At 73.7% G+C, this 26,978-nt stretch carries 23 protein-coding genes; 14 read left to right on the top strand and 9 right to left on the bottom strand.

The window, feature by feature from the left end; translation table 11 throughout:
* The first annotated feature begins 77 nt into the window (after nt 1–77).
* The 9 genes from ABZ562_RS22370 (at nt 78) to ABZ562_RS22410 (ending at nt 8,011) form a co-directional block, all read left to right on the top strand.
* The gene (locus tag ABZ562_RS22370) at nt 78–878 is read left to right on the top strand and encodes an enoyl-CoA hydratase family protein (protein WP_361482429.1); all 801 of its coding nucleotides are present in this window, start codon (nt 78–80) and stop codon (nt 876–878) included.
* Nucleotides 875–1,744: a CoA-transferase gene (locus tag ABZ562_RS22375; protein ID WP_361482432.1), complete on the top strand. Its 870-nt coding sequence runs from the start codon at nt 875–877 to the stop codon at nt 1,742–1,744. The genes ABZ562_RS22370 and ABZ562_RS22375 overlap by 4 nt, the downstream gene beginning before the upstream one ends.
* On the top strand, nt 1,741–2,475 hold the full coding sequence (locus tag ABZ562_RS22380) for a CoA-transferase (RefSeq protein WP_361482435.1): 735 nt from the start codon (nt 1,741–1,743) through the stop codon (nt 2,473–2,475). Before ABZ562_RS22375 ends, ABZ562_RS22380 begins: the two co-directional genes overlap by 4 nt.
* Nucleotides 2,475–3,533: a nitronate monooxygenase gene (locus tag ABZ562_RS22385; protein ID WP_361482438.1), complete on the top strand. Its 1,059-nt coding sequence runs from the start codon at nt 2,475–2,477 to the stop codon at nt 3,531–3,533. The genes ABZ562_RS22380 and ABZ562_RS22385 overlap by 1 nt, the downstream gene beginning before the upstream one ends.
* A gap of 36 nt (nt 3,534–3,569) precedes the next feature.
* Nucleotides 3,570–5,084 carry a glutamate synthase subunit beta gene (locus ABZ562_RS22390; protein ID WP_361482441.1) on the top strand — a complete coding sequence of 505 codons (1,515 nt, stop codon included), beginning with the start codon at nt 3,570–3,572 and terminating at the stop codon, nt 5,082–5,084.
* A gap of 77 nt (nt 5,085–5,161) precedes the next feature.
* Nucleotides 5,162–6,142: an MBL fold metallo-hydrolase gene (locus ABZ562_RS22395; protein WP_361482444.1), complete on the top strand. Its 981-nt coding sequence runs from the start codon at nt 5,162–5,164 to the stop codon at nt 6,140–6,142.
* Nucleotides 6,143–6,286: 144 nt separating this feature from the next.
* Nucleotides 6,287–7,084 carry a hypothetical protein gene (locus ABZ562_RS22400; protein ID WP_361482447.1) on the top strand — a complete coding sequence of 266 codons (798 nt, stop codon included), beginning with the start codon at nt 6,287–6,289 and terminating at the stop codon, nt 7,082–7,084.
* Nucleotides 7,011–7,322, top strand: coding sequence for a hypothetical protein (locus ABZ562_RS22405; protein WP_361482450.1), 312 nt, complete (start codon nt 7,011–7,013; stop codon nt 7,320–7,322). Before ABZ562_RS22400 ends, ABZ562_RS22405 begins: the two co-directional genes overlap by 74 nt.
* Before the next feature lie 359 nt (nt 7,323–7,681).
* Nucleotides 7,682–8,011: a hypothetical protein gene (locus tag ABZ562_RS22410; protein ID WP_361482452.1), complete on the top strand. Its 330-nt coding sequence runs from the start codon at nt 7,682–7,684 to the stop codon at nt 8,009–8,011.
* Nucleotides 8,012–8,032: 21 nt separating this feature from the next.
* Here ABZ562_RS22410 and ABZ562_RS22415 read toward each other — a convergent pair whose 3' ends face one another.
* Nucleotides 8,033–10,534, bottom strand: coding sequence for a SpoIIE family protein phosphatase (locus ABZ562_RS22415; RefSeq protein ID WP_361482455.1), 2,502 nt, complete (start codon nt 10,532–10,534; stop codon nt 8,033–8,035).
* Nucleotides 10,535–10,687: 153 nt separating this feature from the next.
* Here ABZ562_RS22415 and ABZ562_RS22420 point away from each other — a divergent pair, with 153 nt between their 5' ends.
* Nucleotides 10,688–10,900, top strand: coding sequence for a hypothetical protein (locus ABZ562_RS22420; protein WP_361482458.1), 213 nt, complete (start codon nt 10,688–10,690; stop codon nt 10,898–10,900).
* A 33-nt stretch (nt 10,901–10,933) separates the two neighbouring features.
* On the opposite strand, the gene lpdA is transcribed toward ABZ562_RS22420, so the two are convergent.
* Entirely contained in the window at nt 10,934–12,334 is a 1,401-nt protein-coding gene (gene lpdA / locus ABZ562_RS22425) for a dihydrolipoyl dehydrogenase (protein ID WP_361482460.1), read from the bottom strand.
* A 30-nt stretch (nt 12,335–12,364) separates the two neighbouring features.
* On the opposite strand from lpdA, the gene ABZ562_RS22430 reads away from it, so the two are divergent.
* Nucleotides 12,365–12,739 carry a S4 domain-containing protein gene (locus tag ABZ562_RS22430; RefSeq protein ID WP_361482463.1) on the top strand — a complete coding sequence of 125 codons (375 nt, stop codon included), beginning with the start codon at nt 12,365–12,367 and terminating at the stop codon, nt 12,737–12,739.
* Between the two features lie 30 nt (nt 12,740–12,769).
* On the opposite strand, the gene ABZ562_RS22435 is transcribed toward ABZ562_RS22430, so the two are convergent.
* The 3 genes from ABZ562_RS22435 to ABZ562_RS22445 are packed head-to-tail and all read right to left on the bottom strand — an operon-like array spanning nt 12,770 to nt 16,969.
* Nucleotides 12,770–14,026, bottom strand: coding sequence for an FAD-dependent oxidoreductase (locus ABZ562_RS22435; protein ID WP_361482465.1), 1,257 nt, complete (start codon nt 14,024–14,026; stop codon nt 12,770–12,772).
* Nucleotides 14,023–15,462 carry an NAD(P)/FAD-dependent oxidoreductase gene (locus ABZ562_RS22440; protein WP_361482468.1) on the bottom strand — a complete coding sequence of 480 codons (1,440 nt, stop codon included), beginning with the start codon at nt 15,460–15,462 and terminating at the stop codon, nt 14,023–14,025. The genes ABZ562_RS22435 and ABZ562_RS22440 overlap by 4 nt, the downstream gene beginning before the upstream one ends.
* Before the next feature lie 31 nt (nt 15,463–15,493).
* Nucleotides 15,494–16,969: an FGGY family carbohydrate kinase gene (locus ABZ562_RS22445; RefSeq protein WP_361482471.1), complete on the bottom strand. Its 1,476-nt coding sequence runs from the start codon at nt 16,967–16,969 to the stop codon at nt 15,494–15,496.
* A gap of 315 nt (nt 16,970–17,284) precedes the next feature.
* Between ABZ562_RS22445 and ABZ562_RS22450 the strand changes: the two genes are divergently transcribed.
* Entirely contained in the window at nt 17,285–18,292 is a 1,008-nt protein-coding gene (locus tag ABZ562_RS22450) for a hypothetical protein (RefSeq protein ID WP_361482474.1), read from the top strand.
* A gap of 83 nt (nt 18,293–18,375) precedes the next feature.
* Complete coding sequence (locus tag ABZ562_RS22455; RefSeq protein ID WP_361482476.1) at nt 18,376–19,896, top strand: amino acid permease; 1,521 nt, start codon at nt 18,376–18,378, stop codon at nt 19,894–19,896.
* Between the two features lie 135 nt (nt 19,897–20,031).
* On the opposite strand, the gene ABZ562_RS22460 is transcribed toward ABZ562_RS22455, so the two are convergent.
* Complete coding sequence (locus ABZ562_RS22460; protein WP_361482479.1) at nt 20,032–21,273, bottom strand: FAD-dependent oxidoreductase; 1,242 nt, start codon at nt 21,271–21,273, stop codon at nt 20,032–20,034.
* A 182-nt stretch (nt 21,274–21,455) separates the two neighbouring features.
* Here ABZ562_RS22460 and ABZ562_RS22465 point away from each other — a divergent pair, with 182 nt between their 5' ends.
* A complete protein-coding gene (locus ABZ562_RS22465) occupies nt 21,456–22,184 on the top strand; it encodes a peptidoglycan-binding domain-containing protein (protein WP_361482482.1) in 729 nt (242 codons plus the stop codon).
* 15 nt (nt 22,185–22,199) lie between these two features.
* Here the strand turns inward: ABZ562_RS22465 and ABZ562_RS22470 are convergent, their stop codons facing one another.
* From ABZ562_RS22470 to ABZ562_RS22480, 3 genes are all read right to left on the bottom strand, one after another.
* A complete protein-coding gene (locus tag ABZ562_RS22470; protein WP_361482485.1) occupies nt 22,200–23,498 on the bottom strand; it encodes a CAP domain-containing protein in 1,299 nt (432 codons plus the stop codon).
* 637 nt (nt 23,499–24,135) lie between these two features.
* On the bottom strand, nt 24,136–25,617 hold the full coding sequence (locus ABZ562_RS22475) for an NAD-dependent succinate-semialdehyde dehydrogenase (RefSeq protein ID WP_361482488.1): 1,482 nt from the start codon (nt 25,615–25,617) through the stop codon (nt 24,136–24,138).
* Nucleotides 25,618–25,698: 81 nt separating this feature from the next.
* Nucleotides 25,699–26,961 (bottom strand): aminotransferase class III-fold pyridoxal phosphate-dependent enzyme, encoded by a 1,263-nt coding sequence (locus ABZ562_RS22480; protein ID WP_361482491.1) that lies wholly within the window; start codon nt 26,959–26,961, stop codon nt 25,699–25,701.
* Nucleotides 26,962–26,978: the final 17 nt, after the last annotated feature.

Below are 26,978 nucleotides of genomic sequence, written 5' to 3' on the forward strand. Positions count from 1 at the left end.
TCACCCTCCCGCTGTGCGCCGGGCGCTGCTACCTTCAAACCTAACAAACGTTTGGTGGAAAGGTAGCGGATCTGCTCATGGGTGTCTCCACCTCCGTTCCCGAAGCGGGCGTCGCCGTCGTCACCGTGGACTTCCCACCGGTCAACGCCCTTCCCGTGCGCGGCTGGTACGAGCTGGCCGACGCGCTGCGCACCGCGGGCGCCGACCCGGGGGTGCGCTGCGTGGTCCTGGCGGCCGAGGGGCGCGGGTTCAACGCGGGGGTGGACATCAAGGAGATGCAGCGCACCGAGGGGCACCAGGCGCTCATCGGCGCCAACCACGGCTGCCACGCGGCGTTCGCGGCCGTCTACGACTGCCCGGTCCCGGTCGTCGCCGCCGTGCACGGCTTCTGTCTCGGCGGCGGCATCGGTCTGGCGGGCAACGCGGACGCGATCGTGGCGGCCGAGGACGCGACGTTCGGGCTGCCGGAGCTGGACCGGGGAGCGCTGGGCGCGGCCACCCATCTGGCCCGGCTCGTCCCCCAGCATCTGATGCGCGCGCTGTACTACACCTCGCGCACCGCGACCGCCGGGGAATTACACCGGCACGGCTCGGTGTGGCGGGTGGTGCCCCGCGCCGCGCTGCGGGAGGCCGCGCTGGAGCTGGCCCGGGAGATCGCCGCCAAGGACGGCGCGCTGCTGCGGCTCGCCAAGGCGGCCATCAACGGCATCGACCCGGTCGACGTCCACCGCAGCTACCGCTACGAGCAGGGCTTCACCTTCGAGGCGAATCTCGCGGGGCTTTCCGACCAGCACCGGGAGGCGTTCGTCTCGGGCGGGGCGGGAAGCGGATCCCGGCCCGGCGAAGGATCCCGGATCGGCGGAGGTGAGCGGCGGTGAGCGACAAGCGGATGACCGCGGAGGAGGCCGTCGGCCGGATCGAGAGCGGGATGACGGTCGGCATCGGCGGCTGGGGCTCCCGGCGCAAGCCGATGGCCCTGGTGCGCGCGCTGCTGCGCTCGGACGTCCGCGACCTGACCGTGGTCTCGTACGGCGGACCGGACGTCGGGCTGCTGGCCGCCGCCGGGAAGGTCCGCAAGCTGGTCACGGCCTTCGCCACGCTGGACTCGATTCCGCTGGAGCCGCACTTCCGGGCGGCGCGCGAGCGCGCGGACTTCGAGCTGGTGGAGCTGGACGAGGCGATGCTCCTGTGGGGACTGACCGCGGCCGTGCACCGGCTGCCCTTCCTGCCGATCCGGGCAGGGCTCGGATCGGACGTGATGACGGTCAACCCTTTCCTGCGGACGGTGCTCTCGCCGTACGAGGACGGCGAGGAGCTGGTGGCGGTGCCCGCGCTGCGGCTGGACGTCGCGCTCGTCCACCTCAACCGGGCCGACGCGCAGGGCAACGGCCAGTATCTGGGCCCCGATCCGTACTTCGACGACCTGTTCTGCGAGGCGGCCGAGCAGGCGTACCTCTCCTGCGAACGCGTCGTCGCCGCCTCGGAGTTCCTGGCGGCGGCCGGTCCGCAGACGCTGCTGGTGGGACGCCATGCGGTGACCGGCGTGATCGAGACTCCGCACGGCGCGCACTTCACCTCGTGCGCCCCCGACTACGGACGGGACGAGGCGTTCCAGCGCGCCTACGCGAAGGCCGCCGCCGACCCGGCCGCGTGGCAGGCGTTCACCCGGCGGTTCCTGGCGGGGGACGAGGACACGTACCAGGCCGCGGTCGCGGCGTACGCGAAGGAGGGCGGGGACGTATGACCGTCACCCGGGCCGAGTACTGCGTGCTGGCCTGCGCCGAGGCCTGGCGGGGCGACGGGGAGGTGCTGGCCGCCCCGATGGGTCTCATACCGCGGCTCGGCGCCCGGCTCGCGCGGCTCACCTTCGCGCCGGATCTGCTGCTCACCGACGGCGAGGCGCTGCTGACCGGCGCCGATGACGAGACCGTGGAGGGCTGGCTGCCGTACCGCCGCCACCTCGGGCTGGTCATGGGCGGCAAGCGCCATGTGATGATGGGCGCGAGCCAGCTCGACCCCTACGGCAACCAGAACATCTCCTGCATCGGCGACTGGAAGCAGCCCCGGCGGCAGCTGCTGGGGGTGCGCGGAGCGCCCGTCAACACCCTCAACAATCCGACGAGTTACTGGGTGCCCCGGCACTCCCCGCGCGTCTTCGTCGAGCGCGTCGACATGGTGTGCGGCGTCGGCTACGACCGGGCCGCGGCCGCCGGTCCCGCCGCGACCCGCTTCCACCGCATCCCCCGCGTGGTGACCGACCTCGCGGTGCTCGACTTCGAGACGCCCGGGCGCACCATGCGGGTGCGCTCCCTGCACCCGGGCGTGCCCGCCGAGCGGGTACGGGAGGCGACCGGTTTCCCGCTCGCCGTGGCCGACGGCGCTCCCGCCACCCGGGAGCCGACCGCCGAGGAGCTGCGGCTGGTCCGGGAGGTCATCGATCCGGCGGGGCTGCGCGAGCGGGAGGTACGGCCCTGATGGACACCGCGCTGACCCGGCTCGTCGGCGTCCGGTATCCGATCGTCCAGACGGGCATGGGGTGGGTGGCGGGCCCCCGGCTGGTCTCGGCTGCCGCGAACGCCGGAGCGCTGGGCATCCTCGCCTCCGCCACCATGTCCCCGGAGCGGCTGCGGTCGGCGGTGCGGGAGGTGGCGTCCCGCACCGAGGCGCCCTTCGGCGTCAATCTGCGGGCCGACGCGGGGGACGCCGGGGAACGGGTGCGGATCATCATCGATGAGGGCGTGCGGGTGGCGTCCTTCGCGCTGGCGCCGAAACCGGAGCTGATCTCCCGGCTGAAGGACGCGGGCGTGGTGGTCATCCCCTCCGTGGGCGCCCGGCGGCACGCCGAGAAGGTGGCGGGCTGGGGCGCGGACGCGGTGGTGGTGCAGGGCGGCGAGGGCGGCGGGCACACCGGCGAGGTGGCGACCACGGTGCTGCTCCCCCAGGTCGTGGACGCGGTGGACATCCCCGTGGTGGCCGCGGGCGGCTTCCACGACGGGCGCGGCCTGGTGGCGGCGCTCGCGTACGGGGCGGCCGGGATCGCCATGGGCACCCGCTTCCTGCTGACCTCCGACAGCACCGTCCCGGCCGCGGTGAAGGCGCGCTATCTGGCGGCCGCCGCCTCGGACGTCACGGTCACCACCGCGGTGGACGGGCTCCCCCACCGGATGCTCCGCAGCGAACTGGTCGCCTCCCTCGAACGCTCCGGGCGCGCCGCCGCGCTCGTGCGCGCCGTGCGCCACGCCGCGGCCTTCCGGCGGCTGTCCGGGCTGGGCTGGGCGCGCATGGTGCGCGACGGCCGGGCGATGCGACGGGGCAAGGGGCTCTCCTGGAGCCAGGTGCTGCTGGCCGCCAACACCCCGATGCTGCTGAAGGCGTCGATGGTGGACGGCCGCACCGACACCGGCGTGATGGCCTCCGGACAGGTGGCGGGGGTGATCGACGATCTGCCGTCGTGCGCGGAGCTGGTGGAGCGGATCATGGCCGAGGCCGCCGCGGCCCTGGACCGGATGCCCGGCGGCCGTACAGTGGGGTGAAAGCGGCCAGACCGGACATGGGTACTGGAGGAGGTCATGGCCGATCCGAAGGGCTTTCTCACCACACCACGCCGCCTCCCGCCGCGCCGTCCGGTGGACGAGCGGGTGCGTGACTGGGACGAGGTGTACGTCCCCGGCGGGCTGCTGCCGATCGTCACCGCGCAGGCGGACCGCTGCATGGACTGCGGGATCCCGTTCTGCCACGACGGCTGCCCGCTGGGGAACCTCATCCCCGACTGGAACGACCTGGTGTCCCGCGACGACTGGCGGCGGGCGAGCGAGCGGCTGCACGCGACCAACAACTTTCCCGAGTTCACCGGACGACTGTGCCCGGCGCCCTGCGAGAGCGCGTGCGTGCTGGCGATCAACCAGCCCGCGGTGACCATCAAGAACGTCGAGGTCGCCATCGCCGACCGGGCCTGGGAGAGCGGCTACGCGGTCCCGAAGCCACCGGAGCGGCTGTCGGGGCGGACGGTGGCGGTGATCGGCTCGGGCCCCGCGGGGCTGGCCGCCGCCCAGCAGCTGACCCGCGCGGGGCACACGGTGGCGGTGTACGAGCGGGACGACCGGGTGGGCGGGCTGCTGCGGTACGGCATCCCCTCGTTCAAGATGGAGAAGCACCACCTGGACCGGCGGCTGCGGCAGATGCGCGCGGAGGGCACCAAGTTCCGCACCGGCGTGGGCGTGGGCACCGATGTGGACGCCGCCGAGCTGAGGGCGCGCTATGACGCGCTGGTGATAGCGGTGGGCGCGCGGGCCTGGCGCGAACTGCCGGTGCCGGGCCGGGAGCTGGCCGGAATCCACCAGGCGATGGAGTACCTGCCGCTGGCCAACCGGGTCCAGGAGGGCGACTACGACCGGCCGCCGATCACCGCGGAGGGCAAGCACGTGGTCATCGTCGGCGGCGGGGACACCGGCGCGGACTGCCTGGGCACGGTGCTGCGGCAGGGCGCGGCCTCGGTGACCCAGCTGGACATCCACCCCCGGCCCGGTGACGAGCGGACGGAGGGCGAGCCCTGGCCCACGTACCCCAAGATCTACCGGATGTCCGCCGCGCACGAGGAGGCGCGGGAACTGGCGGCCTCCCCGGAGGCGGACGTGGACGCCCGGGTGTTCTCGGCCACCACCGTCCGCTTCGAGGGCGACGCGCCGGGCCCGGGGCGGCCGCACGGCAGGGTCCGGGCGCTGCGCCTGGTCGGGGCGGAAGGGGAGGGCCGGGCGGTGGCGCCCGGGGACGGACGCGGTGAGCGGGTGCTGCGGGCCGATCTGGTGCTGCTCGCGCTCGGCTTCCGCGGCCCGGAGCGGGACGGGGGACTGTTCGGCCCGCTCGGTCTGGAGCTGGACGCGCGCGGCACCATCGCCCGCGGCGCCGATTTCGGAACCGGCCGGGACGGGGTCTTCGTGGCCGGTGACGCGGGACGCGGGCAGTCGCTGATCGTGTGGGCGATCGCCGAGGGCCGTTCGGCGGCGGCCGCGGTGGACCGCTATCTGACCGGCGAGACCGCCCTCCCGGCCCCGGTCGGACCGGCGGACCGGCCCATGACGGCCTGAGCCCCGACCGAGGCGGGGCGGGACGGGACGGGACGGGTTGGAGTGAACGTCCGGCTCTCCATGAGTACTGTGCGGGCATGAATGCGAAAGCGCCGCTCCACCACCTCGCCGACGGTGTTCACCTGTGGTCCCCCACGCCCAGCGCCGGATGGGGGCTCGCCAACTGTGGACTGATCGTGTCCCCCGATGGCGCCGCCGCCTGGATCGACACCCCCTACGACCGGCACATGGCCCGGGACTTCCTGGACCGCAGCCGGTCGCTGATGCCCGAGGGAGGCCGGATCGGGCGAGTGATCGTCACCCATGCGAACGGTGACCATCTGTGGGGCGCGGAGGTCGTGCGCGGCGCCGACATCGTGGCCACCCGCGAGGCGCTCGGCCACATCGAGTACGAACCGGCTCCGCAGCAGTTGCACGCCATGGTGCGCGGCAGCGACCCGGCGACGCCGCTCGGGTGGTATCTCCAGAGCCACTTCGGACGCTTCGACTGGGCCGACACCGAGGTCGTCGAGCCCACGACGACCTTCACGGGCGAGCTGGACCTGCGGATCGGGCAGGTGCCGGTGCAGCTGACCGCGCTGCCCGCCGCGCACACCACCGGCGATCTCATCGCGTATCTGCCACGGCAGAAGGTGGCGTTCACCGGCGATGTCATCTTCGCCTCCAGCCCGCGGGACCCCGGCGACCACGCGGTGCACTGGGCCGGTCCGCTGGACAGTGTGATCGCCGCCTGTGAGCGGGTGCTGGCCACCGGGGCGGAGATCATCGTCCCCGGCCATGGGCCGGTGCTGGACCGGGAGGGCGTCCGCGGCCACATCGGCTATCTGGAGCACATCCGGGACCGGGCGCGGCAGTTGCACACGGCCGGGGTCCCCGCGCTGGAGGCGGCCCGCAAGATCATCGCCGAGAACGCCCACCCGCTGCCGGGGCTGCCCGAGCGCATGGTGATCACGGTGGGTACCGAGTACCGCCATCTGAACGGCGGGGAGGACCGGCCGGACATCGTCGCCATGATCGCCGATGTCGCCCAGGTGGCCTGGGATCTGCGCCAGGGCTGAGCGGGCGACTGAGCGCGCGGTGGCCGCCTGCGCTTCCCGGCCGCGTTGTCGTACCCGGCGGATAACGCTTTCGGGTAGTGGGCGGCGACCGGCCGCTCACGGCGAGGGGTTACGCTCCCGTGCGGTCGGAGCGGAGGGAAGGCAGTGGCACAGGTAGCGGGGGAAAGCCGGCACGCGCCGGGCCGGCGGGTGACCGACCTTGCCGACCGCCGGGCGCTGCTGGCCTGCCGGCCCGACGATCCGGCGGTGGCCGAGGAGGGCCGCAGGCTCAAGGAGGCGGCGCTGCTGGACTTCGGGGTCGAGGACAGCGTGGTGTCCTCGTGGCTGTACGCCAAGTGCCACCACCAGATCCCCACCACGGCGGTGGACACGGCGGCGGTGGTGGCCACGGGGGACGGCAGCTGTCTGCTGCTGTACCACCCGGAGTTCTTCGTCGCGATCGGGCCGAGCGGAGTGCGGTTCGTCCTGTTCCACGAGGCGCGGCATCTGATCCACCGCCATCTGTACGTGGACGAGGAGCTGCGCGCCGACCCGGTCTTCGACCTGGCGGCCGAAGTCGCGATCAACCATGTGGCGTTGGTCCGGCTGGCGCAGGGCGGCCTGCCGACCCGTGCGGTGCCGGACGGCGCGGGCGGCACCCGCCGGGAGCCGGTGGGCGTCGATCCGCACGAGGTGCACCGGCGGTATGTGGCCGATCTGCGCGAGCAGGGCTTCGAGCCGCTGTCCTACCGGGACTTCACCGAGACCGACCTGAGCATCTACGGGGAGCTGAAGCGGATGCGCACCCCTCCCGTGCCGCCGGTCCTGTGCGTCCACATGAGCCCCGGCGGGGGACGGCGAGGCGGACGGGGTGAGGCACCAGCTGCCGATGGACGCGGAGGCGGTGGCCTCGGCCGTCGAGGAGACGCTGGCCGAGGTGACGCGCGGCGCGCTGCGCGGTGAAGGGCTCGCCCGGGAGGAGCTGCTGGCCCTCGCGGACCGCACCACCGGCGGCGGCAAGCGGCTGGAGACGTTGTGGGGGCGGATGGGGCTGGGCGCGCTGCGCGGGGAGACACAGCGGACCCGGCGGGTGGAGTGGTGGCGGCGCTGGCGGTGCCGAGGAGGTGCGAGGGCTGCTGGAGGAGACCGAGTTCCCCGAGCGCCGCAGCCGCAAGCATCCGCTGCCGAAGGCGACCCATGACATCGTCCGGGAAGCGCTGGAGGCGGCGGACGGTCCGGCCGTGCTGCGCGCGGAGCTGGACCGCTCCCGGGGGTCCGCGGGCCGGGTGGCGTTCCTGCGCGCCCAGGGCGCCACCCGGGACCTCGTCACACCGGCGCTGGAGCGGCTGGCCGAGGAGGCCGGGCCGGGACTGCCCTGGGCGGAGCTGGCCCGGGAGCATGAGCGCGATCCGCTCCCCGACGCCCTGCTGGTGGTGCTCGCCGAGGCGGGCGACTGCCCGGCGGAGTTGCGCACCGCGGGCGGCGTGGCGGCGCTGCGGCTGGAGCACCACGCGCATCCGCACACGTCCACCGGGCCGCGGCCGGCCCCCCCTGGACCTGGTGCGCCACCATCCGCTGCCACCGCCGCCCCACCGCCGGAACGACTGGCTGGACAAGGCGGTCGGCCTCGGCGCGCTGACCCCGCTGGACGTGCTGTACGAGGCGAGGCCCGCCGGGGACGCGGCCGCCTATCTGGCGTACCGCCACCACCGCGCGCGGCAGGACGGGCCGGACCCGGCGGGGCTCGCCGCGAGCCGCAAGGCCCTGGAGCTGGCCACCACCCATCTGGGCGAGGATCCGGAGGCGTGGGCGCTGGCGCTGCGGCTGCTGCCCGACTTCACCGGCACTTTCCCCGAGCTGCTGACCACGGCGGCCGCCATCGTCAGCTGAGCGCCACCGTCGCCGCCGCCGTCAGCCGAGCGCCGGCGGGAGATCCTGTTCGGCCCAGATGATCTTTCCTTCGCCGGTGTAGCGGGTGCCCCAGCGCTGGACCATCTGGGCGACCAGGAACAGGCCCCGGCCGCCCTCGTCGGTGAGGGCGGCGCGGCGCAGATGCGGGGAGGTGCTGCTGCCGTCGGCGACCTCGCAGATGAGCGTGCGGTTGCGCAGCAGCCGCAGGCGGATCGGGCCGCCGGCGTGGCGGATGGCGTTGCCGAGGAGTTCGCTGACGACCAGTTCGGTGGTGAAGACCGCCTCCTCGAGGTTCCAGTCGGCCAGCGTGCGGGCCACGGCGGACCGCATTCCGGCGACCACGGCGGGGTCCGGGGCCAGGTCCCAGGAGGCCACGTGCCGCTCGTCCAGGGCGGTGGTGCGGGCGACGAGCAGGACCACGTCGTCGGTGGGGCGCGGCGGCAGCAGGGCGCGCGTCACGGCGTCGCAGGTGTGCTCGGGGTCGGGGTCGTCGGTGGCAGCGAGTGCCTGGCGCAGCAGGCCGAGTCCGGTGTCGATGTCCCGTTCGCGGTCCTGGACGAGTCCGTTGGTGTAGAGGACCAGTCGGCTGCCCGCGGGCAGCGGGATCGCGGACGCCTCGAAGAGCCGCCCGCCGAGCCCCAGCGGCGGCCCCGCGGGCAGGTCCGGGAAGGTCACGGCGCCGCCGGGACCGACGACCGCGGGCGGCGGATGGCCGGCCCGCGCCATGGTGCAGCGCTGGGCGACGGGGTCGTAGACGGCGTACAGACAGCTGGCCCCGGCCGCGCCGATACCGCCCCATCCGGCGGCCTCCTCCTGGTCGAGCTGGGCCACCACGTCGTCGAGCCGGGTGAGCAGTTCATCGGGCGGCAGGTCGACGACGGAGAAGTTGTGGACCGCGGTGCGCAGCCGGCCCATGGTGGCGGCGGCGTGCAGTCCGTGGCCGACGACGTCGCCGACGACGAGGGCGACCCGCGCGCCCGACAGCGGGATGATGTCGAACCAGTCGCCGCCCACTCCGGCGTGGGCGGGCAGGTAGCGGTACGCGGCGTCGACGGCCTGTTGTTCGGGGCGGCCACGGGGCAGCAGGCTCTGCTGCAGGGCCAGTGCGGTGGCATGCTCGCGTGCGTACCGCCGGCCGTTGTCGATGGCGACGGCCGCCTGGCCGACGAGTTCGTCGGCGAAGGACCGGTCCTCGTCGTCGAAGGGGGCGGCCCCCTCCAGACGCCGGAACTCGGCCTGCCCCAGCAGCACACCGCGGGCGCTGAGCGGGACGGTCAGCAGGGTGTGGCCGGAGGGCGGGCGGAACCGTTCCTCCCGTACGGCGCTGACCGCGACGCGGCGCATCCGGGACCGCGCGTCGACCGGTTCCTCGCCGCGCAGCACGGACTCCAGCAGGTCGACGGTGGCGATGTCGGCGAAGCGCGGGACCGCGACACCGGCCAGCTCCTCGGCGGTGCGCGTCATGTCGAGGGTGGTGCCCACGCCCACGCTCGCGCCGTAAAGGATCTCCAGGCGCGCCCATGCCGCGTCGGCCTTGTCGGTCAGCGCCTGGAGTTCGGTGGTGTCGCGCAGGGTGGCGACGCTGCCCCAGAGCTGTCCGCGGCCCGAGGCGGGCCGCTGGTTGACGGCCAGCCGCCGGTCCCCGACCTGGATGACCTCGTCGGTGACGGGCCGGCCGGAGGCGAGCAGTCCGGCGGTCTCCGGAGCCAGGCCGGCCTCGGTGATCCGCCCGCCACGCACCTCCGGCGGCAGTCCGAGCAGCCGCCGGGCCTCGTCGTTGACGAGCACCATCCGGCCCTCGCCGTCGAGGATGAGCACGCCTTCCCGGACGGCGCGCAGCACGGCGTCGTGATGTTCGTACATCCTGGTGATCTCGGCGGGGTTCAGCCGGTGGGTCTGGCGCCGCAGCCGCCTCCCCACCAGCGCCGCGCCCCCGGCTCCGAGGACGAGGGCCAGCGCCGTGGAGCCGTAGAGCATCGGCAGTTGACGATTCACCGAAGCGGCCACGCTGTGGAGGGCGACCCCGACGTTGATGATGCCGATGACCCGGCCCCCGGCCCCCGCGACGGGGGCGGCCGCGCGGATCGAGGGGGCGGAGAGGGCGACGGCGGAGACCTTGTCCGTGAAGGGTCTGCCGGCCGTGGCCGGGTAGAGGGGGAGGTCGGCGCGGGTGCCGATGAGCTTCGGGTCGGGGTGGGTGTACCGGATGCCCCGGGGGCTGGTCACCACGATGTAGTCGACACCGGACTCCCGCCGGAGCCGCATCGCGTAGGGCTGGAGGATCGCGGAGGGGTGGCGGGACTCCAGCGCCCGCCGGACGCCGGGGGCGGTCGCCAAGGTCTCCGCGACGGTGAGGGCACGCCCCCGGGCCTGGCTCTCGTGGCCGGCGCGGGCCTGGAGGACCAGCGTGGCCCCGGTGGCGAGCACCAGCAGCGTCACGATCACCAGCATCAGGGCGCACACCTGCCCGGCGACGCTGCGCAACCCCAGGGTCGAACGCACCTTCACAGGGTTTTTATCTCACATATAGACATACATCACACCTGGTGATGATTCCCCCCATTGGAGGGACGCCGGGCCGCCATCCCCCGCACAAGGCGAACTCCGCGCGGCAAGCCGGGTATAACCGGCTACTCATCCCCATAAGGAGTTCCCATGCGCATCCAGACGGCCCTGTCCACGCTCGCCCTCGCCGCCGCTTTCCTGGCGGTCGGCGCGACCGGTGCCACCGCGGACGACGGACCCGATGTCAACGTCTACAACTCGAGCAACACGGCCTTCCCCGGCGTGTGCGCCAGCAACAAGTTCTCCTTCGTCACCGTCCCGGTCAATCTCCTGGGCGCGTCGGACTCCAGCTCCTGCCGGTGACCAGCTCGGCCCGCACGCGCCTCACCGCTCCGCTCACAGATTGACCATGTGTCCGGCGAGGCCGTGCAGGGCCTCCTTCACCGCCTCGCTCAGGGTGGGGTGGGCGTGGATGTTGCGGGCCAGCTCGTGGACCGTCAGGTCCCACGCTTGAGCGAGGGTCAGTTCCGGCAGCAGTTCGGTGACCTCGGGGCCGATCAGGTGGCCCCCGAGCAGTTCACCGTGGCGGCCGTCGCTGATGAGCTTCACGAAGCCGCCGGGGTCGCCGAGGCCGTGGGCCTTGCCGTTGGCGGTGAACGGGAAGGTGGCCACCTTGACGTCGAAGCCGCGTTCGCGCGCCTGGGCCTCGGTCCAGCCGAAGCTGGCGATCTGCGGCTGGCAGAACGTCGCCCGGGGAATCATCACGTAGTCGAGTTCCATGGTTTCCGCGCCGCCGATGGTCTCCGCCGCGACGATGCCCATGGCCTCGGCGGCATGGGCGAGCATCAGCTTGGCGGTCACGTCGCCGACCGCGAAGATGTGCGGCACGCTGGTGCGGCACCGGCCGTCGACGTCGATGGCGCCCCGGTCGGTCAGCCGGACCCCGGCACGGTCCAGCCCGTACCCCCGCACCCGCGGCCGGAAGCCGATCGCCTGGAGCACCCGCCCGGCCTGCAGGGTCTGGCGCTGGCCGCCCGTGGTCACCATGACCTTGACGGCGGGTCCCGCGTCGTTGATCGCCTCGACCCGGGTGGAGGTGAGGATGTTGATGCCGAGCCTGCGGTAGCGGCGGGTCAGCTCGGCGGAGACGTCCTCGTCCTCCAGGGGGACGATCCGGTCCAGGAACTCCACGAGCGTCACCTGCACCCCGTAGCTGTGCATGATGTACGCGAACTCCACGCCGATGGCGCCCGCGCCCGCGATCAGGACGCTGCCGGGCAGGTCCGGCGCGAGGATCTGCTCCTCGTAGGTGACCACCCGCTCGCCGCGCGAGGTGCCGGGCAGCAGGTTGGCGGTGGCTCCGGTCGCGATGACGCAGTGGTCGAAGGAGACGGCCTCCGTCCGGCCGTCGGCGAGCGTGACCCGCAGGGTGTGGGCGTCGGTGAAGACGCCCCGCCCGTCGTACTGCGTGATCTGGTTCTTCTTCATCAGGTAGTGGATGCCTTTGACCCGGCCGTCCGCCACCTTCCGGCTGCGTTCGTAGGCCGCCCGGTAGTCCAGGCCCAGTTCGCCGTTCACCCGGATGCCGAAGGTGTGCGCCTCATGGGTGAGCAGATGGGCCAGCTCGGCGTTGCGCAGCAGCGCCTTGGACGGGATGCATCCCACGTTCAGGCAGACGCCGCCCCAGAACCGCTCCTCGACGACGGCCGTGCGCAAGCCCAGCTGCGCGGCGCGGATCGCCGCCACATAGCCGCCCGACCCCGCCCCCAGGACCACGACGTCAAAATGTGCGCTCATGCGTCGCACCTTAGACATTAGAGTCGGGGTATGGCTTCAGACGAGGGGTCCGTTCGGGTCGACAGCTGGATCTGGTCCGTGCGGCTCACCAAGACGCGTTCGCTCGCCGCCTCGGCCTGCCGGGCCGGGCACGTCCGCGTCAACGGTGAGCGCGTCAAGCCCGCCCAAGCGGTGCGGCAGGGTGACGAGGTGCGGCTGCGCCACGCGGGGCGGGACCGGGTCGTGGTGGTGTCGCGGATCGTGCGCAAGCGGGTCGGGGCGGCCGTGGCGGTCGAGTGCTACGTGGACAACAGCCCGCCTCCGCCGCCGCGCGAGCAGACCGTGCCCATCGGGCTGCGGGACCGTGGCGCGGGCCGCCCCACCAAGCGCGACCGGCGTGAGATGGAGCGGCTGCGCGGGCTGTGACACCGGGGCCCGCGCCACCGGCCGGCCCGGTCACTCCACGCCGATCCGTACCGGGCCGCCGTGCGCGTCGGCCCGGGCGATCCAGCCGGCGGACAGATGGAGCGGGCGGCCCGGGGCCACGGTGTGCGGGACGCGCTGCCGGTGCAACGTACGGCCGTCCTGGCGGACCACGAGCACCGGCCGGGTGAGGAACGCGGCGGTGCGCAGGATGAAGCGGCGGTGCGGCGGGGGCGGGCCGTCCGGGGCGATCCGGCCCGGCGCCACCCACCGCAGGGGCGCGTCGGTCCGGACCGGCAGCGGGGCCCCCGGCCACGGCTCGCCGGCCAGATGGCGCAGCACCGGACCGGCGGCGAACCGGCCGTCCAGCGCGGCGGTGGCGGCCGTCTCGACGGGGTGCAGCAGATTGCCCACGGCGAAGACCCCGGGTTCGCGGGTACGGAACCCGGCGTCGGTCTCCGGCCCCCGGGTGCCGGGGTCGAGGGGGATTCCGGCGCCGCGGGCCAGTTCGTGGTCGGGGATCCAGTCGCCGGTGAACACCACGGTGTCACAGCCGATCGTCGCGCTCCGGCCGTCCCGGTGCCCCACGCGGACGCCCGTCAGCCGGTCGCGGCCGGTCAGCCCGGTCACGGTGGTGTCGGTGAGCAGCGGGATGCCGTGGCGCAGCCGGGCGGCGAGGTGGCGCGCCGGGTGGGCCTGGTGGCGGGGCAGGCCGGTGACCATGGCGGCGACCTCGACCCCGGCGCCGCGGAGGGTGTCGACCGCGGAGTAGCCGACGCGTTCGGCGCCCACGACGACCGCCCGGCGGCCGATGTTCTGGTGGTGCACATGGACGGCTTGCTGCAACTGCCCGGTGGTGTAGACGCCCGCGGGCCGGGTGCCGGGCACCAGCCGTGCGCTGCGCGGGCGTTCGCGGGCGCCGGTGGCCAGGACCACGGCCCTGGCGGTCACGCGCTCCAGCCCGGTCGGCGCGGTGAGGTCCACGGTGCGCGGCCCGGCCCATCCGGTGGCGGTGACGCCGGTGCGCAGGACGGCCCCGGCGCGCAGCGCGGCGGCGACGTGGCGGCGGGCGTAGTCCGGGCCGCTGAGCAGCCGGCGCAGATCGCGCAGCCCGAATCCGGTGTGATGGCAGTGGCGCGGGATGCCTCCGGCGTGCTGCTCACGGTCGATGACCTCGACGGTGTCCACTCCGGCCCCGGCCAGCCGGGTGGCGGCGGCGAGTCCGGCGGGTCCGGCGCCGATGACCAGGACGTCCACGGTGCGGTGGGTGCGGTCGGTGGTGGCGTTCATCGGCGGGCCTCGGTGGGTGTGGCGGCGGGGGTGGCGCGGGCCTCGTCGAACTGGGCGCGTACGGCGGCTCCGCAGTAGAAGCCCTGGCAGCGGCCGCCCAGCGCGCGGGTGCGGCGCCGCAGTCCGTCGAGCGACCCCGGGGGCACGGTGGCCCGCAGCGCGTCGCGGATCTCGCCCCGGGTGACGCGCTCGCAGTGGCACACGACGGTGCCGTACGCGGGGTCGGCCGCGATGAGGTCGGCGCGCTGGTAGGGGCGCGGGAACGCCTCGCCGATGTTCGGCATCCGGGGTGGTTCGAGTTCCCGCGCGGGGCCCGGGTCGAGGCCGCAGCGGGTGAGCAGGTCCCGGACGTGTGCGGCGATGGCCATCGAGGCGGTCAGCCCGGTGGAGCGGATGCCGCCCACGGCCACGTAACGCTGCTCGGGGTGGGCGCGGATCTGGAAGTCGGGGTGTTCGGTGGCGGCGCGGAGCCCCGCGTAGACCGCGGTGACCTCCTCGTCCAGCAGCTCGGGCATGATCCGGGCGCCCTTGTCGCGGAGCAGGGTCAGCCCGGCGGCAGAGGAGCCGGTGGCATGCTTGTCGTCGAGGTCCTCGGCGGTGGGGCCGAGCATGACGTTGCCGTACACGGTGGGCGCCACCAGCACGCCCTTACCGCGTGCCGTGGGCACCGGCAGCAGGATGTGGCCGACCAGGTCGCGGGCGAACTTGTCGAAGACGATGAGCTGGCCGCGCCGTGGGGTGACGCTGAACTCGGTGTGGCCGAGCCGCCGGTCGATCTCGTCCGAGTGCAGTCCGGCGGCGTTGACCAGGTAGCGGGCGCGCAACGGGCCGCGTGTGGTGGCGATCTCGTGATGGCCGGCTGTGCCGCTCGGGGTGATGGCTCCGGCGGTGCAGTTGAGGTGCAGGTCGGCTCCGGCGCGCACCGCCTGGGTGGCGTAGGCGAGGGTGGTGGTCCAGGGGCAGATGATGCTCTCGCCGGGGACTTCGAGGGCGCCGAGGGCGCCGGGCCCCAGATGCGGTTCGCGCGCGTACACCTCGTCCGCGTCGAGGATCCGGGTGTCGTGGCAGTCGTTGCGCGCGGCCTTCTCCGCGAGGGCGGGCAGGGCGGCGAGCTGTTCGGAGTCCCAGGCGACGAGCAGGGCGCCGAGCGGTTCGACCGGGATGCCGGCCTCGGCGGCGTAGGTGTTCAGCCGCCGGTAGCCCTCGCGCACCAGCCCGGCCTCCAGGGTGCCGGGAGTGGCGTCGAAACCGGTGTGCAGGATCGCGGTGTTGGCCTTGGAGGTGCCGTCGCCGACGTCGTCGGAGGCCTCCACGAGGGCGATGCGCAGCGGGTGCGCGGCGAGTTCGCGGGCGATGGCGGTGCCGACCACCCCGGCGCCGATGATGGCCACGTCGTAGACCTCGCCGGGGAGGTCACCCGTGGTCGTTACGGTCATGCTGGGTTCCTTGGCTCCTTGTGGCGGTTGCTCAGGGGTGGGTCAGCAGCGTGGCCACGGCCGACCGGAAACCGGCCCGGCGCTCGGCGGCCTCGTCCGCGCTGATCCGGGGTGTGTAGACGGCGGCCGGTTTCCACTCCGGGACGGCCCGCGCGAGCGGCAGGCCGGGGTCGAGTCCCAGCCGGGCGACGGCGCCCACGCCGAGGGCGGTGACATCGGGCAGGGCGGACACCTCGACGGGCAGTTGCAGCAGGTCGGCCTGGGCCTGCATGAGCAGCGCGGAGCGGGTGAGGCCCCCGTCGGCCCGGAGGGTGGTGAGCGGTGCGCCCAGGTCGGCGGCGGCCGCGTCGGCGATCTCGGCCACCTGCGCGGCGATACCCTCGCACAGGGCGCGCACCAGGTGGCCGGCGGTGGTGTCGAGGCCGAGTCCGGTCACCGAGCCCCGGAGGTCGCCGCGCCACCAGGGAGCGGCGAGCCCGGCGAGCGCCGGCACGAAGGTCACTCCCCCGGTGTCCGGCACGGAGCCGCCCACGCGGTCGAGGTCCTGGGGCCCGCCGATCACGCCCAGGCCGGTGAGCCAGCGTACGGCGGAGGCGGCGGTGTACACCTGTCCGTCGAGGCAGTAGCTGGTCTTCCCGCCGAGCCGCCAGGCCACGCAGCTCACGAGGCCGCTGGTGCCGCGGCGGGGCCGGGAGCCGGTCTGAGCGAGCAGGAAGGCGCCGGTGCCGTAGGTGCACTTGGCGGCGCCGGGCTCGGTGACGCTCTGGGCCAGCAGGGCGGCCTGCTGGTCGACGAGGACGCCGGTGAGCGGGATCTCGTCCCCGAAGGCGGTGGTGGTTCCGGTGACGGTGTCCGCGTCGACGACCCTGGGCATCTGCTCGCCCGTCAGTCCGTAGACCTCCAGCGCCTCCGGGGACCATGCGACGCGGTCGAGGTCGAGCAGCCCGGTGCGCCCGGCGGTGGCCGCGTCGGTGACGAACGCGCCGGTGAGCTGGTGGATCAGCCAGACGTCGCTGGTGGTGACGACACCCTCGCCGGTCCGGTGGCGGCGCAGCCAGGCCATCTTGGGCGCCGCGAAGTACGGGTCGAGGGGCAGTCCGGTGACCTCGCGCAGGGTGTCGGCGTGTTCCTCGAGGTCCGCGCACACCGTCCGGGCCCGCCGGTCCTGCCACACCAGGGCATCGGTCAGCGGGGCGCCGGTCGCGGGATCCCACACCAGCACCGTCTCGCCCTGGTTGGCGAGGCCGATCGCCACGACCGGCTCACCGGCCCGCGCGAGGGCCTGGCGTCCGGCGTCGACGACGGACGCCAGGAGTGCGGCGGGGTCGGCCTCGACCAGCCCGCCGGCGAGGTGGCGCGTGTGCACGGGCACCTCGGCGGAGCCGAGCACACCGCGCTCCGGGCAAAGGACCAGCGCCTTGGTGCCCGAGGTGCCTTGGTCGACGGCGAGCACCGCTCCGGTCGCGGGGCCGGCCGGTGTGCGGTGGGGACGCTCTGCAGACAGCATGTCCGGTTCTTCGGTGGGCGGTCGTTCTTCGTGTGCGGGGTGTTCTTCGGCGGGACGTACTTCGGTGGGACGTACTTCGGTGGGATCGTTCCGTGGCAGCGGAGATCTTGGCTGAAAGCGTGGTGCAGCGGCGAGGCCGCGTCAAGAGCCCATGCCCGGTGTCCGGTTGCCGGACACCCGGTCCGTGGGCGCGCCGGATGCGGACCCTGGCCCCCTTGAGTCATGACGGGATGGCTATAGGATCCCGGACATCCACTCGTCAGGCCCTGGAATCCGTCGCGCCCGGTACATCACGCTCCGTCCGAAAGTCATCCGATGCCCGAGGAAGTGTTCCGCCCCGTCTACCACCCCGCGGGTTACGACAGCGGACTGCGGATCGCGTTGCAGGACGTGCGTACGGGCCGGTGGATATCCATGCGCGACCTGCTGGCGGCGACACCGACCTGGGACCGGTGGACGCAGCGCACCCAGGTGCTGGCCGCGGTGGCGGCCGGGTCCAATGTGGTCGAGGCGTGGCGCGCCGAGGAGCCGCACAGTGTCGCCGCGCTGGTGATGTACACCCGGGTGGTGGTGGAGCGAACCATGCGCGCGCACCGCGAGGGGCACCAGCGCACCCGCGAGCTGTGGCGGGAGGCGTGGGAGTCCTGCCAGCTGGCCGCGCACAACTCCCCGGCCGATCCGGTGCCCTGGGTGTGCCAGCTGGCGCTGGCCCAGCTCGACAAGGAGCAGCGGCTGCCGGACCACCGCACGGACCCGCCGGGGCCGTTGCTGTTCCCCGGCCCGTGGGGGCTGCTGGCGGAGGCCGACCGGCGCGATCCGTACAACCGCGAGGCGTACCACCGCATGCTGCAGTTCGTGTACGCGCGGCGGGCGGGCGGTTCGCTGGCCGAGGCGGTCAACTTCGTGCAGTGGGTGGTCTCCGGGGCGCCCGAGGGCTCCCCGCTGCATGTGCTGCCGCTGTACGTCCACGTCGAGCGGTACCGCGAGGAGCGGGGCTACGAGAAGGCGCTGGACCTGCACTGGGCCACCGAGGACGCGGCGCGCGACGCCGACAAGGCGCTGCGCCTCTGGTTCGACCACGCGGACCCGGAAACCAGCTCGCTGCTGGATCTCAACCACCTGGCGCACGCGCTGTGGGGCGCGCTGCAATTCACCGAGGCGGCCCGGGTCTTCGAGGCGCTGGGGCCGTATTTCACCCCGCTCCCCTGGGCCTATCGCACGTCCGACGCGAATGACCGCGCGCAGGCCGAGGACATGTTCCTGCGCGCCCGGGTCCGCTGTCTGGCGGGCGCCCGCGGAAACAGACCCGGCTACGGCGGCTGAGCCGTCCCTTCCCCGGCCGATCCCTTTCTCCCACTCTTTCCGACCTCTGCTGACCGTCCCGTTTCCCCTTCCGGAGGTATGTCATGTCCACACCCTGGTCCCGTTCCGTTTCGACACCACAGCAGGACGAAGAACAAAGACTGCGCGAGCTGGGATACCAGCCGGTGCTGGCCCGCCGGATGGGGAGCTTCGGCAATTTCGCCATCAGCTTCTCGGTCATTTCCATTCTGTCCGGCTGCATGACCCTGTACGGGTTCGGGCTGGACACCGGCGGCCCCTCGGTGATGCTGTGGGGCTGGGCCGGTGTCGGGCTGTTCGTCCTGTGCGTGGGCCTGGCGCTGGCGGAGGTCACCAGCGCCTATCCGACCTCCGGCGCCCTTTACTACATGGCCGACCGGCTCGGTGGCCGCGCCTGGGGCTGGTACACCGGCTGGCTGAACCTGCTGGGACTGCTGGGCGCGATCGCCGGTATCGACTACGGCGCGGCCCAATTCACCGGCGCCCTGCTCAATTTGCAGTGGGGGTTCACCCCCACCCCGCAGTCGACCATGGTCATCTTCGTCTGCATTCTGTTGTTGCATGCCACACTGAATCTGTTCGGAGTGCGCCTGGTCAGTCTGCTCAACTCGGTCAGCGTGTGGTGGCACTTGGCGGGAGTCGCGGTCATCGTCGGCGCGCTGGCGATCATTCCGTCCCACCACCAGTCCCCGGAATTCGTGTTCACCGAGTTCGTCAACAACACCGGCTGGTCGAATCCCCTCTATGTGGCCGCCATCGGCCTGTTGCTCGCCCAGTACACCTTCTCCGGATACGACGCCTCGGCGCATCTGTCCGAGGAGACGTCCAACGCCTCCGTGTCCGCCGCCCGTGGCATCGTCCGCGCCATCTGGGTGTCCTGGGTGGCCGGGTTCGTGCTGCTGGCGGGACTGACCTTCGCCATCCAGGACTACGCCGGGACGCAGAAGAGCGCCACCGGGGTGCCGCCCGCGCAGATCCTCATCGACGCCCTCGGCACCGGAGGGGCCACGGCCATGCTGCTGATCGTCATCATCGCGCAGCTGTTCTGCGGGAACGCGGAGGTGGCGGCGGCCAGCCGGATGGTGTTCGCGTTCAGCCGGGACGGCGCGCTGCCGGGCTCCCGGCTGTGGCAGCGGGTCAGCGGCCGCACCCAGACCCCGGTGCTCGCGGTGTGGCTGTCGGTCGCGGTGGCGTGCCTGCTGGCCCTGCCGTCCCTGTACTCGGAGACCGCGTACGGCGCGGTGACGGCCATCAACGTCATCGGCATCACCCCCGCCTACGCGATCCCCGTCTTCCTGCGGCTGCGCGCCGGGGACCGGTTCACCAAGGGGCCGTGGCACCTGGGCCGCTGGAGCAAGCCGATCGGCTGGGTGGCGGTGGTGTGGGTGGCGCTGGTGACGGTGCTGTTCTGCCTGCCGCAGTCCAGCCCGGTGACGGTCGATTCGATGAACTACGCGTCGATCGCGCTGGCCGCGGTGCTGATCCTGGCCACCGTCTGGTGGTTCGTCGCCCGCCGTTCGTACAACACGCCCTCCGCCTACGGTTCCGCCCGTGAGGAGGCCGAGATCGCCGAGGGCATCGTCTGAGACGGGCGTCGTCCGAGACGGGGCACCGCCCGAGAGGGCGACGTCCGAGACGGGCTCTCCACCGAGCCGAGCGCCCCGCGGGGCCGGGTGCGCAGAAACGTATCTGCGCACCCGGCCCCGCCGTCGTGCGCGCCCTCACTCCCCGCGCAGCAGCGATGAGACCGGGGGCCGCTCGCGCTTCGCGCCGTACGCGAGGAAGTACGCCGGGGCCCGCTTGAGCCAGGGCGCCCTGGTCAGCACCTCCGCCAGCCGCAGCGGCCTCCTGCCGTCGCCGAGCGGCGACCGCCCCGCGAGCAGTGGCGCGATGACCCGGGCGTGGGCGATCCGCTGGAGCGCCTGGGTGCCCGCGGCGGTGGGCCAGCGGCGGCGCTGGACGGCGCGGACGTCGTACAGGCCCACGGTGCCCTCGCGCAGCGGTCCGGCCAGATGCCGGGCGGCGGCGACGGCGTCCTCGACGGCGAGGTTGATGCCGATGCCGAAGACGGGCGACATGGCGTGCGCCGCGTCGCCGATACACAGCAGCCCGGGGCGGTGCCAGCGGCGCAGCCGGTCCAGCCGTACGTCCAGCAGCTTCACCTCGCCCCAGGAGCGCAGCTCCGGCTCGCGGTCCCCCATCCACGGGGTGGCGTCCGCGAAGGCGGCCAGAAACCGGTCCAGGCCACCTGCCCGCCGGGTGGCGTCGGCTCCCTTGGGGATCAGCACGGCGCACTGCCAGTACTCGCCGCGGTCGATCATGGCGGTCAGGAAGCGGTCGCCGACGTTGCCCACCAGCCCCCTCGGATCGCCCTCGTGCCGCGGCAGCCGGAACCACCAGGCGTCCATCGGGCAGGGGAACTCCCGCAGTCCCAGCTCGGGCAGCCGACGGGCCAGCGAACCACGGCCGTCGCAGGCCACGGTGAGGGTGGCCCGCAGCTCACCGGTGCCGCCGTCGGCGGTGCGGTAGCGCACCCCGGTGATCCGGCCGCGCTCCTGGAGGAAGGAGGTGGCCTCGGTGTTCATCCGCAGCCGGAACGACGGCTCCTTCCCGGCCTCGTCCGCCAGCAGGTTCAGCAGATCCCACTGCGGCACCATCGCGACGTAGTTGTACGGGCCCGGCAGCGCGCTCAGATCGCCGACGGTGAACAGCTCGCCGTCCGGGCCGATCGGCAGCTGGACGGAGTGCACATGACGCTGCGGCAGCGCGGCGAACCGCTCGGCCAGGCCCAGGTCCTCCAGCAGCGCCAGGGTGCTGGGATGCACGGTGTCGCCGCGGAAGTCGCGCAGGAAGTCCCCGTGTTTCTCCAGGACGGTGACGTCCACGCCCGCCCGGGCCAGCAGCAGCCCGAGGACCATCCCGGCGGGACCGCCGCCCACCACGCAACATGTGGTCCGCTCCATCGATGTGCTCCCTTCGGGGTTCCGGGGCCGCTCCGTATCGCTTCCCCCCGGACGCCCGGCACCGGGCGCGGCAGTCGGGTGAACGTCACGGCCCCGCGATCGCCGAATGGCGATCGGCTTGAGTCTTCCCGGACTTCCGTCCGTATCCCCCGCTGAACGGCGTGGGGCACAAGGAGGTCTGTATGGCAGCCGAAACCGATCCCGACCGGACCGGCGGGCGTCACGTGATCGAGCCGACCGCGATCTTCCGTCCGGGGGCGGAGGGCGGTGAGGACGCGGACGGGCCGGTGGAGGAATGGATGGAGGACCTGGATCTGTTCCGGCCTCCGGGCGAACAGGGCGATGCGCTCCCCCCGGAGGCGCACCGGCTCGCCGAGGACGAGACCCAGGAGATGGATGCCCGCGTCCCGGCATCCGACTCCTGGGGCGCGGTCGGCCCGCCGACCGAGCCCGCCGCTCCCCCGCCCGCGACGCTACGGCGCCACCCCCGGACCGCCGTGCTGATCGTCGCGGGAGTCGGGCTGGGCGTCGCCCTCGCCCTCGTTCTGCTCCTCCCCGGCGGCGCGGCCATCAACGTCGCCGCACCGGGCGGCGGCCCCACGGCGTCCGACGCCGGCCGCCCGCCGACCGCGTCCGCCGCCCCCACCACGGCGGTCCCGGCGCCACCGGGGAACCAGGCCGGGGTGCTGAGCCAGGGGGACAGCGGTCCGCAGGTGTCCGAGCTCCAGACGCGTCTGCTGAAGATTCCCGACGTCTACCGGGACGGACAGGTCAACGGCCGGTACGACCGGACGCTCACCGAGGCCGTGGCCCGATTCCAGCTGTGGTACGGGATCCGCGGCGACGAGGACGGGGTGTACGGCGACGCCACGCGGCGCGACCTGGAGTCCCGTACCGGCACCGTCACCTGACGGCTCCCCGGGCGGCTACCGGCTCGCGCCGAAGACCTGGGTCCAGTACGTGCCGGCGCGGCCGCCGGTGGCGTAGCCGACGCCTATGTGCGTGAAGCCGGGCTTGAGGATGTTGGCGCGGTGGCCGGGGCTGTCCATCCAGCCGCGGACCACCTCCGCCGGGCCGCGCTGCCCGCACGCGATGTTCTCGCCGATGCCGGGGTGGGTGGCCCCGGCGGTGGCGGCCCGGTCCCAGGGCCGGCTGCCCTCGGGGCTGATGTGGTCGTAGAAGTCGCGGGCGACCATGTCGTCGCTGTGCGCCTGCGCGGCCACCGTCAGCCGCGGGTCGGGGGCCAGCGGCGCCAGCCGGGCGGCGGCGCGCTCGGCGTTGGTGAGCGCGATCACCTCCGACGCGAGGCGCCGCAGACCGTCCGCGGTGAAGGGCCGCGCCCATACCGCCGTCCAGAACACGTCTCCGGCGCCGGATGCCCGGCCGATGCCCACATGGGCGACCGCCGGGTCCCGGAACGGGCCGCGGCGCTCCTCACCGGACAGGCAGTAGTCCACGAACGCGTCCGGGGTGCGCGGCCCGGAGACCAGGTGCTCGGCGACCGTGAGCGGGGCGTAGCCACTGGCCGCGATCCGGTGGAAGAGCGACGTCCCGTCAGGGTCCTGCGCACCGAGCGCGCCCTGGGCGGCCATGGCCGCCGCGTGGGCCTCGGCGGCCCGGGTGAGCCGCGGGTCGAGGGCCACGGGTGGTACGCCGTGCCGTGACCGGGCGGCGTTGACGAGCCCCAGGATCCCGTCGCCGCCGGTGGGCGGGGGCTCCGGCGCGGCCGGGTGGTCCGCGGTGCCGTCGTCCGCGACGTCGACACCGAAGTCGCGCGCCACCCCGGCCAGCCCGTCCGCGTACCCCTGGCCGATCGCCCGCACCTTCCACCGGGTGCCGCGCCGGTAGATCTCGGCGAGCAGCAGCACCGTCTCGGCCCCGGGGCGGGGCGGGGCGAACCGGGCCGGCGGAGCGCCGCCGCTTCCGGTGACGCTCATGACGGGCGCGGGCAGCCGGCCGAGCGGGGTGCCGGGGTCGGCGGGGCTGACGACGACGGTGACCCGGCTCGCGCCGGGGCGCAGCTGGCCGGGCCGCACGGTGATGGTGTCCGCGTCGACTCGGACGCCGGGGGCGGTGGGCTGGTTGAAGAAGACGAAGTCGCCGTCGCCCGCCACCTTTCCGTCGTCGCCGGTGATCAGCGCGGACAGGTCGAAGGGGCCCGGGACGCGGATGGTCAGCGTGCCGTCCGGCAGCGGTTGGTTGCCGCCGGGCACCAGCTCGGCCATGGGTCCCCTCCTTGCGCACCACGGATCCACCAGGCCAACGGCCCGCCCGCGGTGGCGGTTCCCGGCTGGGGCTGTCTCCCCTCCCCGCCCCTCCCCGCACCCGGGGCTCCGCCCCGGCCCCCGGTCCTCAAGCGCCGGACGGGCTGCGATGCGGGCGCCCGGCCCGGAACGCCGGCACGGAGAGACGCCCCACGCACCGGAACGCGGTCCCGGGCCCGGCAGCGGCAGAGGCCGGGCCCGGGGTTGGACAGGCCGAATCCGCGAGTGTTCCGCCCCGGACCACGGCCCCGGAAGAGCCGCACGGGCGGACACCGCAGACACGCCCGGCCCCGTAGGCCATGGACGGCCGAACCAGCGCCCCGGGGGCCTGCCCCACCACGGGCGCCGCACGGGCTGCCACGCCCCGGCCTGGGTACCGGTACGCACCGCACAAGCCGGAACGCAGGAGCCCCGCCCCCGGCCCCGGTAGCCCACGACCGGCCGAACCAACCGCCCCAGGCCCTGTGCCGGCACGGGCGCCGAACCCGCTGAAGCCGCAGGCGTCCCGGGCCCGGGGAGGCCGCGGACGGGCTGGAACCGCAGGAACCCCGCCTCCCGGGCCCGGCGGGGGCCGGGTGGGGAAGGGAGCCCTGCCCCATCACGCCGGGGTGGCGATGTACTTGTACTCCAGGAATTCGTCGATCCCGACGCGGCCGCCCTCCCGGCCGAGGCCGGACTGTTTGACGCCGCCGAAGGGGGCGGCCGGGTTGGAGACCAGGCCGGTGTTGAGGCCGACCATGCCGACTTCCAGCCGCTCGCTCACCCGCAGCGAGCGGTTGAGGTCCTGGGTGAAGACGTAGCCCACCAGCCCCCATTCGGTGCTGTTGGCGGTGGCGACGACTTCGTCCTCGTCCTCGAAGGTGAGGATGGCGGCGACCGGGCCGAAGATCTCGGTCTCCATGAGACGGCTGGCGGGGGACACGCCGGTGAGCACGGTCGGGGGGTAGAAGCAGCCGGGACCTTCGGGGGTGCTGCCGCCGACCAGGACCTCGGCGCCGCGCGCGACGGCGTCGGCGACCAGCTCCTCGACCTTGGTGCGGCCCGCCCGGTCGATCAGCGGGCCCACCTCGACGCCGGGGCGGCTGCCGGGGCCGACGTCGAGAGCACCCATGCGGCGGGCGAGACGGTCGGCGAACTCGGGGGCGACGGAGGAGTGGACGAAGAAGCGGTTGGCGGCGGTGCACGCCTCGCCCATGTTGCGCATCTTGGCGGTCATGGCGCCCTCGACCGCGACGTCGAGGTCGGCGTCGTCGAAGACGATGAAGGGGGCGTTGCCGCCGAGTTCCATGGAGGTGCGGACCACGGCGGGCGCGCACTGGCCGAGCAGGACGCGGCCGACCTGGGTGGAGCCGGTGAAGGACAGCTTGCGGATGTGGCCGCCGGTCAGCAGCGGTTCGACGACCTCGCCGGCCCGGGAGGTGGTGACGACGTTGAGCACCCCGGCGGGCAGCCCGGCCTCCTCCAGGATGCCCGCGAGGGCGAGCGAGGACAGCGGCGTCTGCGGGGCGGGTTTGAGCACCATGGTGCAGCCGGCGGCGATCGCCGGGCCGATCTTGCGGGTGCCCATGGCCAGCGGGAAGTTCCACGGGGTGACGAGGAGACAGGGGCCGACGGGGCGGCGCATGAGCAGCATGCGGTTCTTGCCGTCGGGCATAGTGGCGTATCCGCCGTCGACGCGGACGGCCTCTTCGGAGAACCAGCGGAAGAACTCGGCGGCGTACGCGGCCTCGCCGCGCGCCTCGGCCAGCGGCTTTCCCATCTCGGCCGTCATCAGGGCGGCGAGCGCGTCGGCGCGCTCCAGGATGAGTTCGTAGGCGCGGCGCAGGATCTCGCTGCGGGCGCGGGGCGCGGTGGCGGCCCACTTCTCCTGGGCGTCCAGGGCGGCGTCGAGCGCGCGCTGTCCGTCGGCGGGGCTCGCGTCGGCGACTTCGCACAGCACCTCGCCGGTGGCCGGGTCGTCGACCGGCATGGTCAGGCCGCCGGCCGCGTCGGACCAGGAGCCGGCGATGTACAGCTTCTTGGACACCGTCGCGAGGACATCGCCCGCTGCGGGAAACGACGGGGTGGGCAGGGCAGACATAGCGGCAATCTCCTTCGGTGGCCGCCGCCCGGGCGATGCGGGCGGCGGCCGGGGCTCACGGGAGTGACAGGGCGAGGCGCGTCAGGAGGTACCGGCGATTCCGGCGCTCACGGCGGCGGACCAGGCGCGCAGCCCCTCGTCGATCGCCGCTTCGTCGACGACCAGCGCGGGGATCATGCGGACCACATGGTTCCAGGCGCCGCACAGGAGCAGCAGCAGTCCCTCGTCGACGGCGGCGCGCTGCACGCGGGACGCGGTCGCCGGGTCGGGTTCGCCGTCCTCGGTGACGAACTCGTTGGCCAGCATGAGGCCGAGGCCGCGGACGTCGCCGATGGCGGGGGTCTTCGCGGCGATGTCCTCCAGACCGGAACGCAGTCGGGCGCCCATGGCGTCGGCGTTGACGACGAGGTTCTCGTCCCGTACGACGTCGAGGGTGGCCGCGGCCGCGGCGCAGGCCACCGCGTTGGCGCCGTAGGTGCCGCCCTGCGAGCCGGGCCAGGCCTTGGCCATCAGTTCCTCGGAGGCGGCGATGCCGGACAGCGGAAAGCCGCTGGCCAGGCCCTTGGCGGTGATCAGGATGTCGGGGCGGATCCCGAAGTGGTCATGGCCCCAGAAGCGGCCGGTGCGGCCGACGCCGGTCTGCACCTCGTCCAGGATGAGCAGGAAGCCATGGCGGTCGGCCCGTTCCCGCAGCCCCTGCAGGAAGCCCTCGGTGGCGGGCACGTAGCCGCCCTCGCCCAGCACCGGCTCGACGATGATCGCCGCGGTGTCGTCGGGCGAGGAGATGGTCTGCAGGACGTAGTCCAGCTCCTTCAGCGCGAACCGGGTCGCGGTCTCCTCGTCCCAGCCGTACCGGTAGGCGGTGGGGAACGGGGTCACCACGACGCCGCTCATCAGGGGCGAGAAACCGGAGCGGAACTTGGTCCCGGAGGTGGTCATGGACGCGGCGGCGACGGTGCGGCCGTGGAAGCCGCCGTGGCAGACCAGGACGTTCGGCCGCCCGGTGGCCTGGCGGGCCAGGCGCAGCGCGGACTCCACGGCCTCGCTGCCGGAGTTGGTGAAGAACAGACTGTCCAGACCCTCGGGCAGCACCTCGCCGAGCTTGGCGGTCAGCCGCTGGAGCGGCTGGTGCATGACGGTCGTGTACTGGCCGTGGATGAGCGTGCCGACCTGCTCCTGGGCGGCGGCGACGACCCGCGGGTGGCAGTGTCCGGTGCTGGTGACGCCGATGCCCGCGGTGAAGTCCAGATAGCGGCGTCCGTCCTCACCGTGGAGGTAGACGCCCTCCCCGCGGACGGCGACCACCGGAGTGGCTTGGCGGAGCTGCGGCGACAGATTGGTCATGATCTCTCCCAACACCC

The organism is Streptomyces sp. NPDC019937 (assembly GCF_040631655.1).
In the GTDB taxonomy this organism is placed as follows: Bacteria; Actinomycetota; Actinomycetes; order Streptomycetales; family Streptomycetaceae; genus Streptomyces.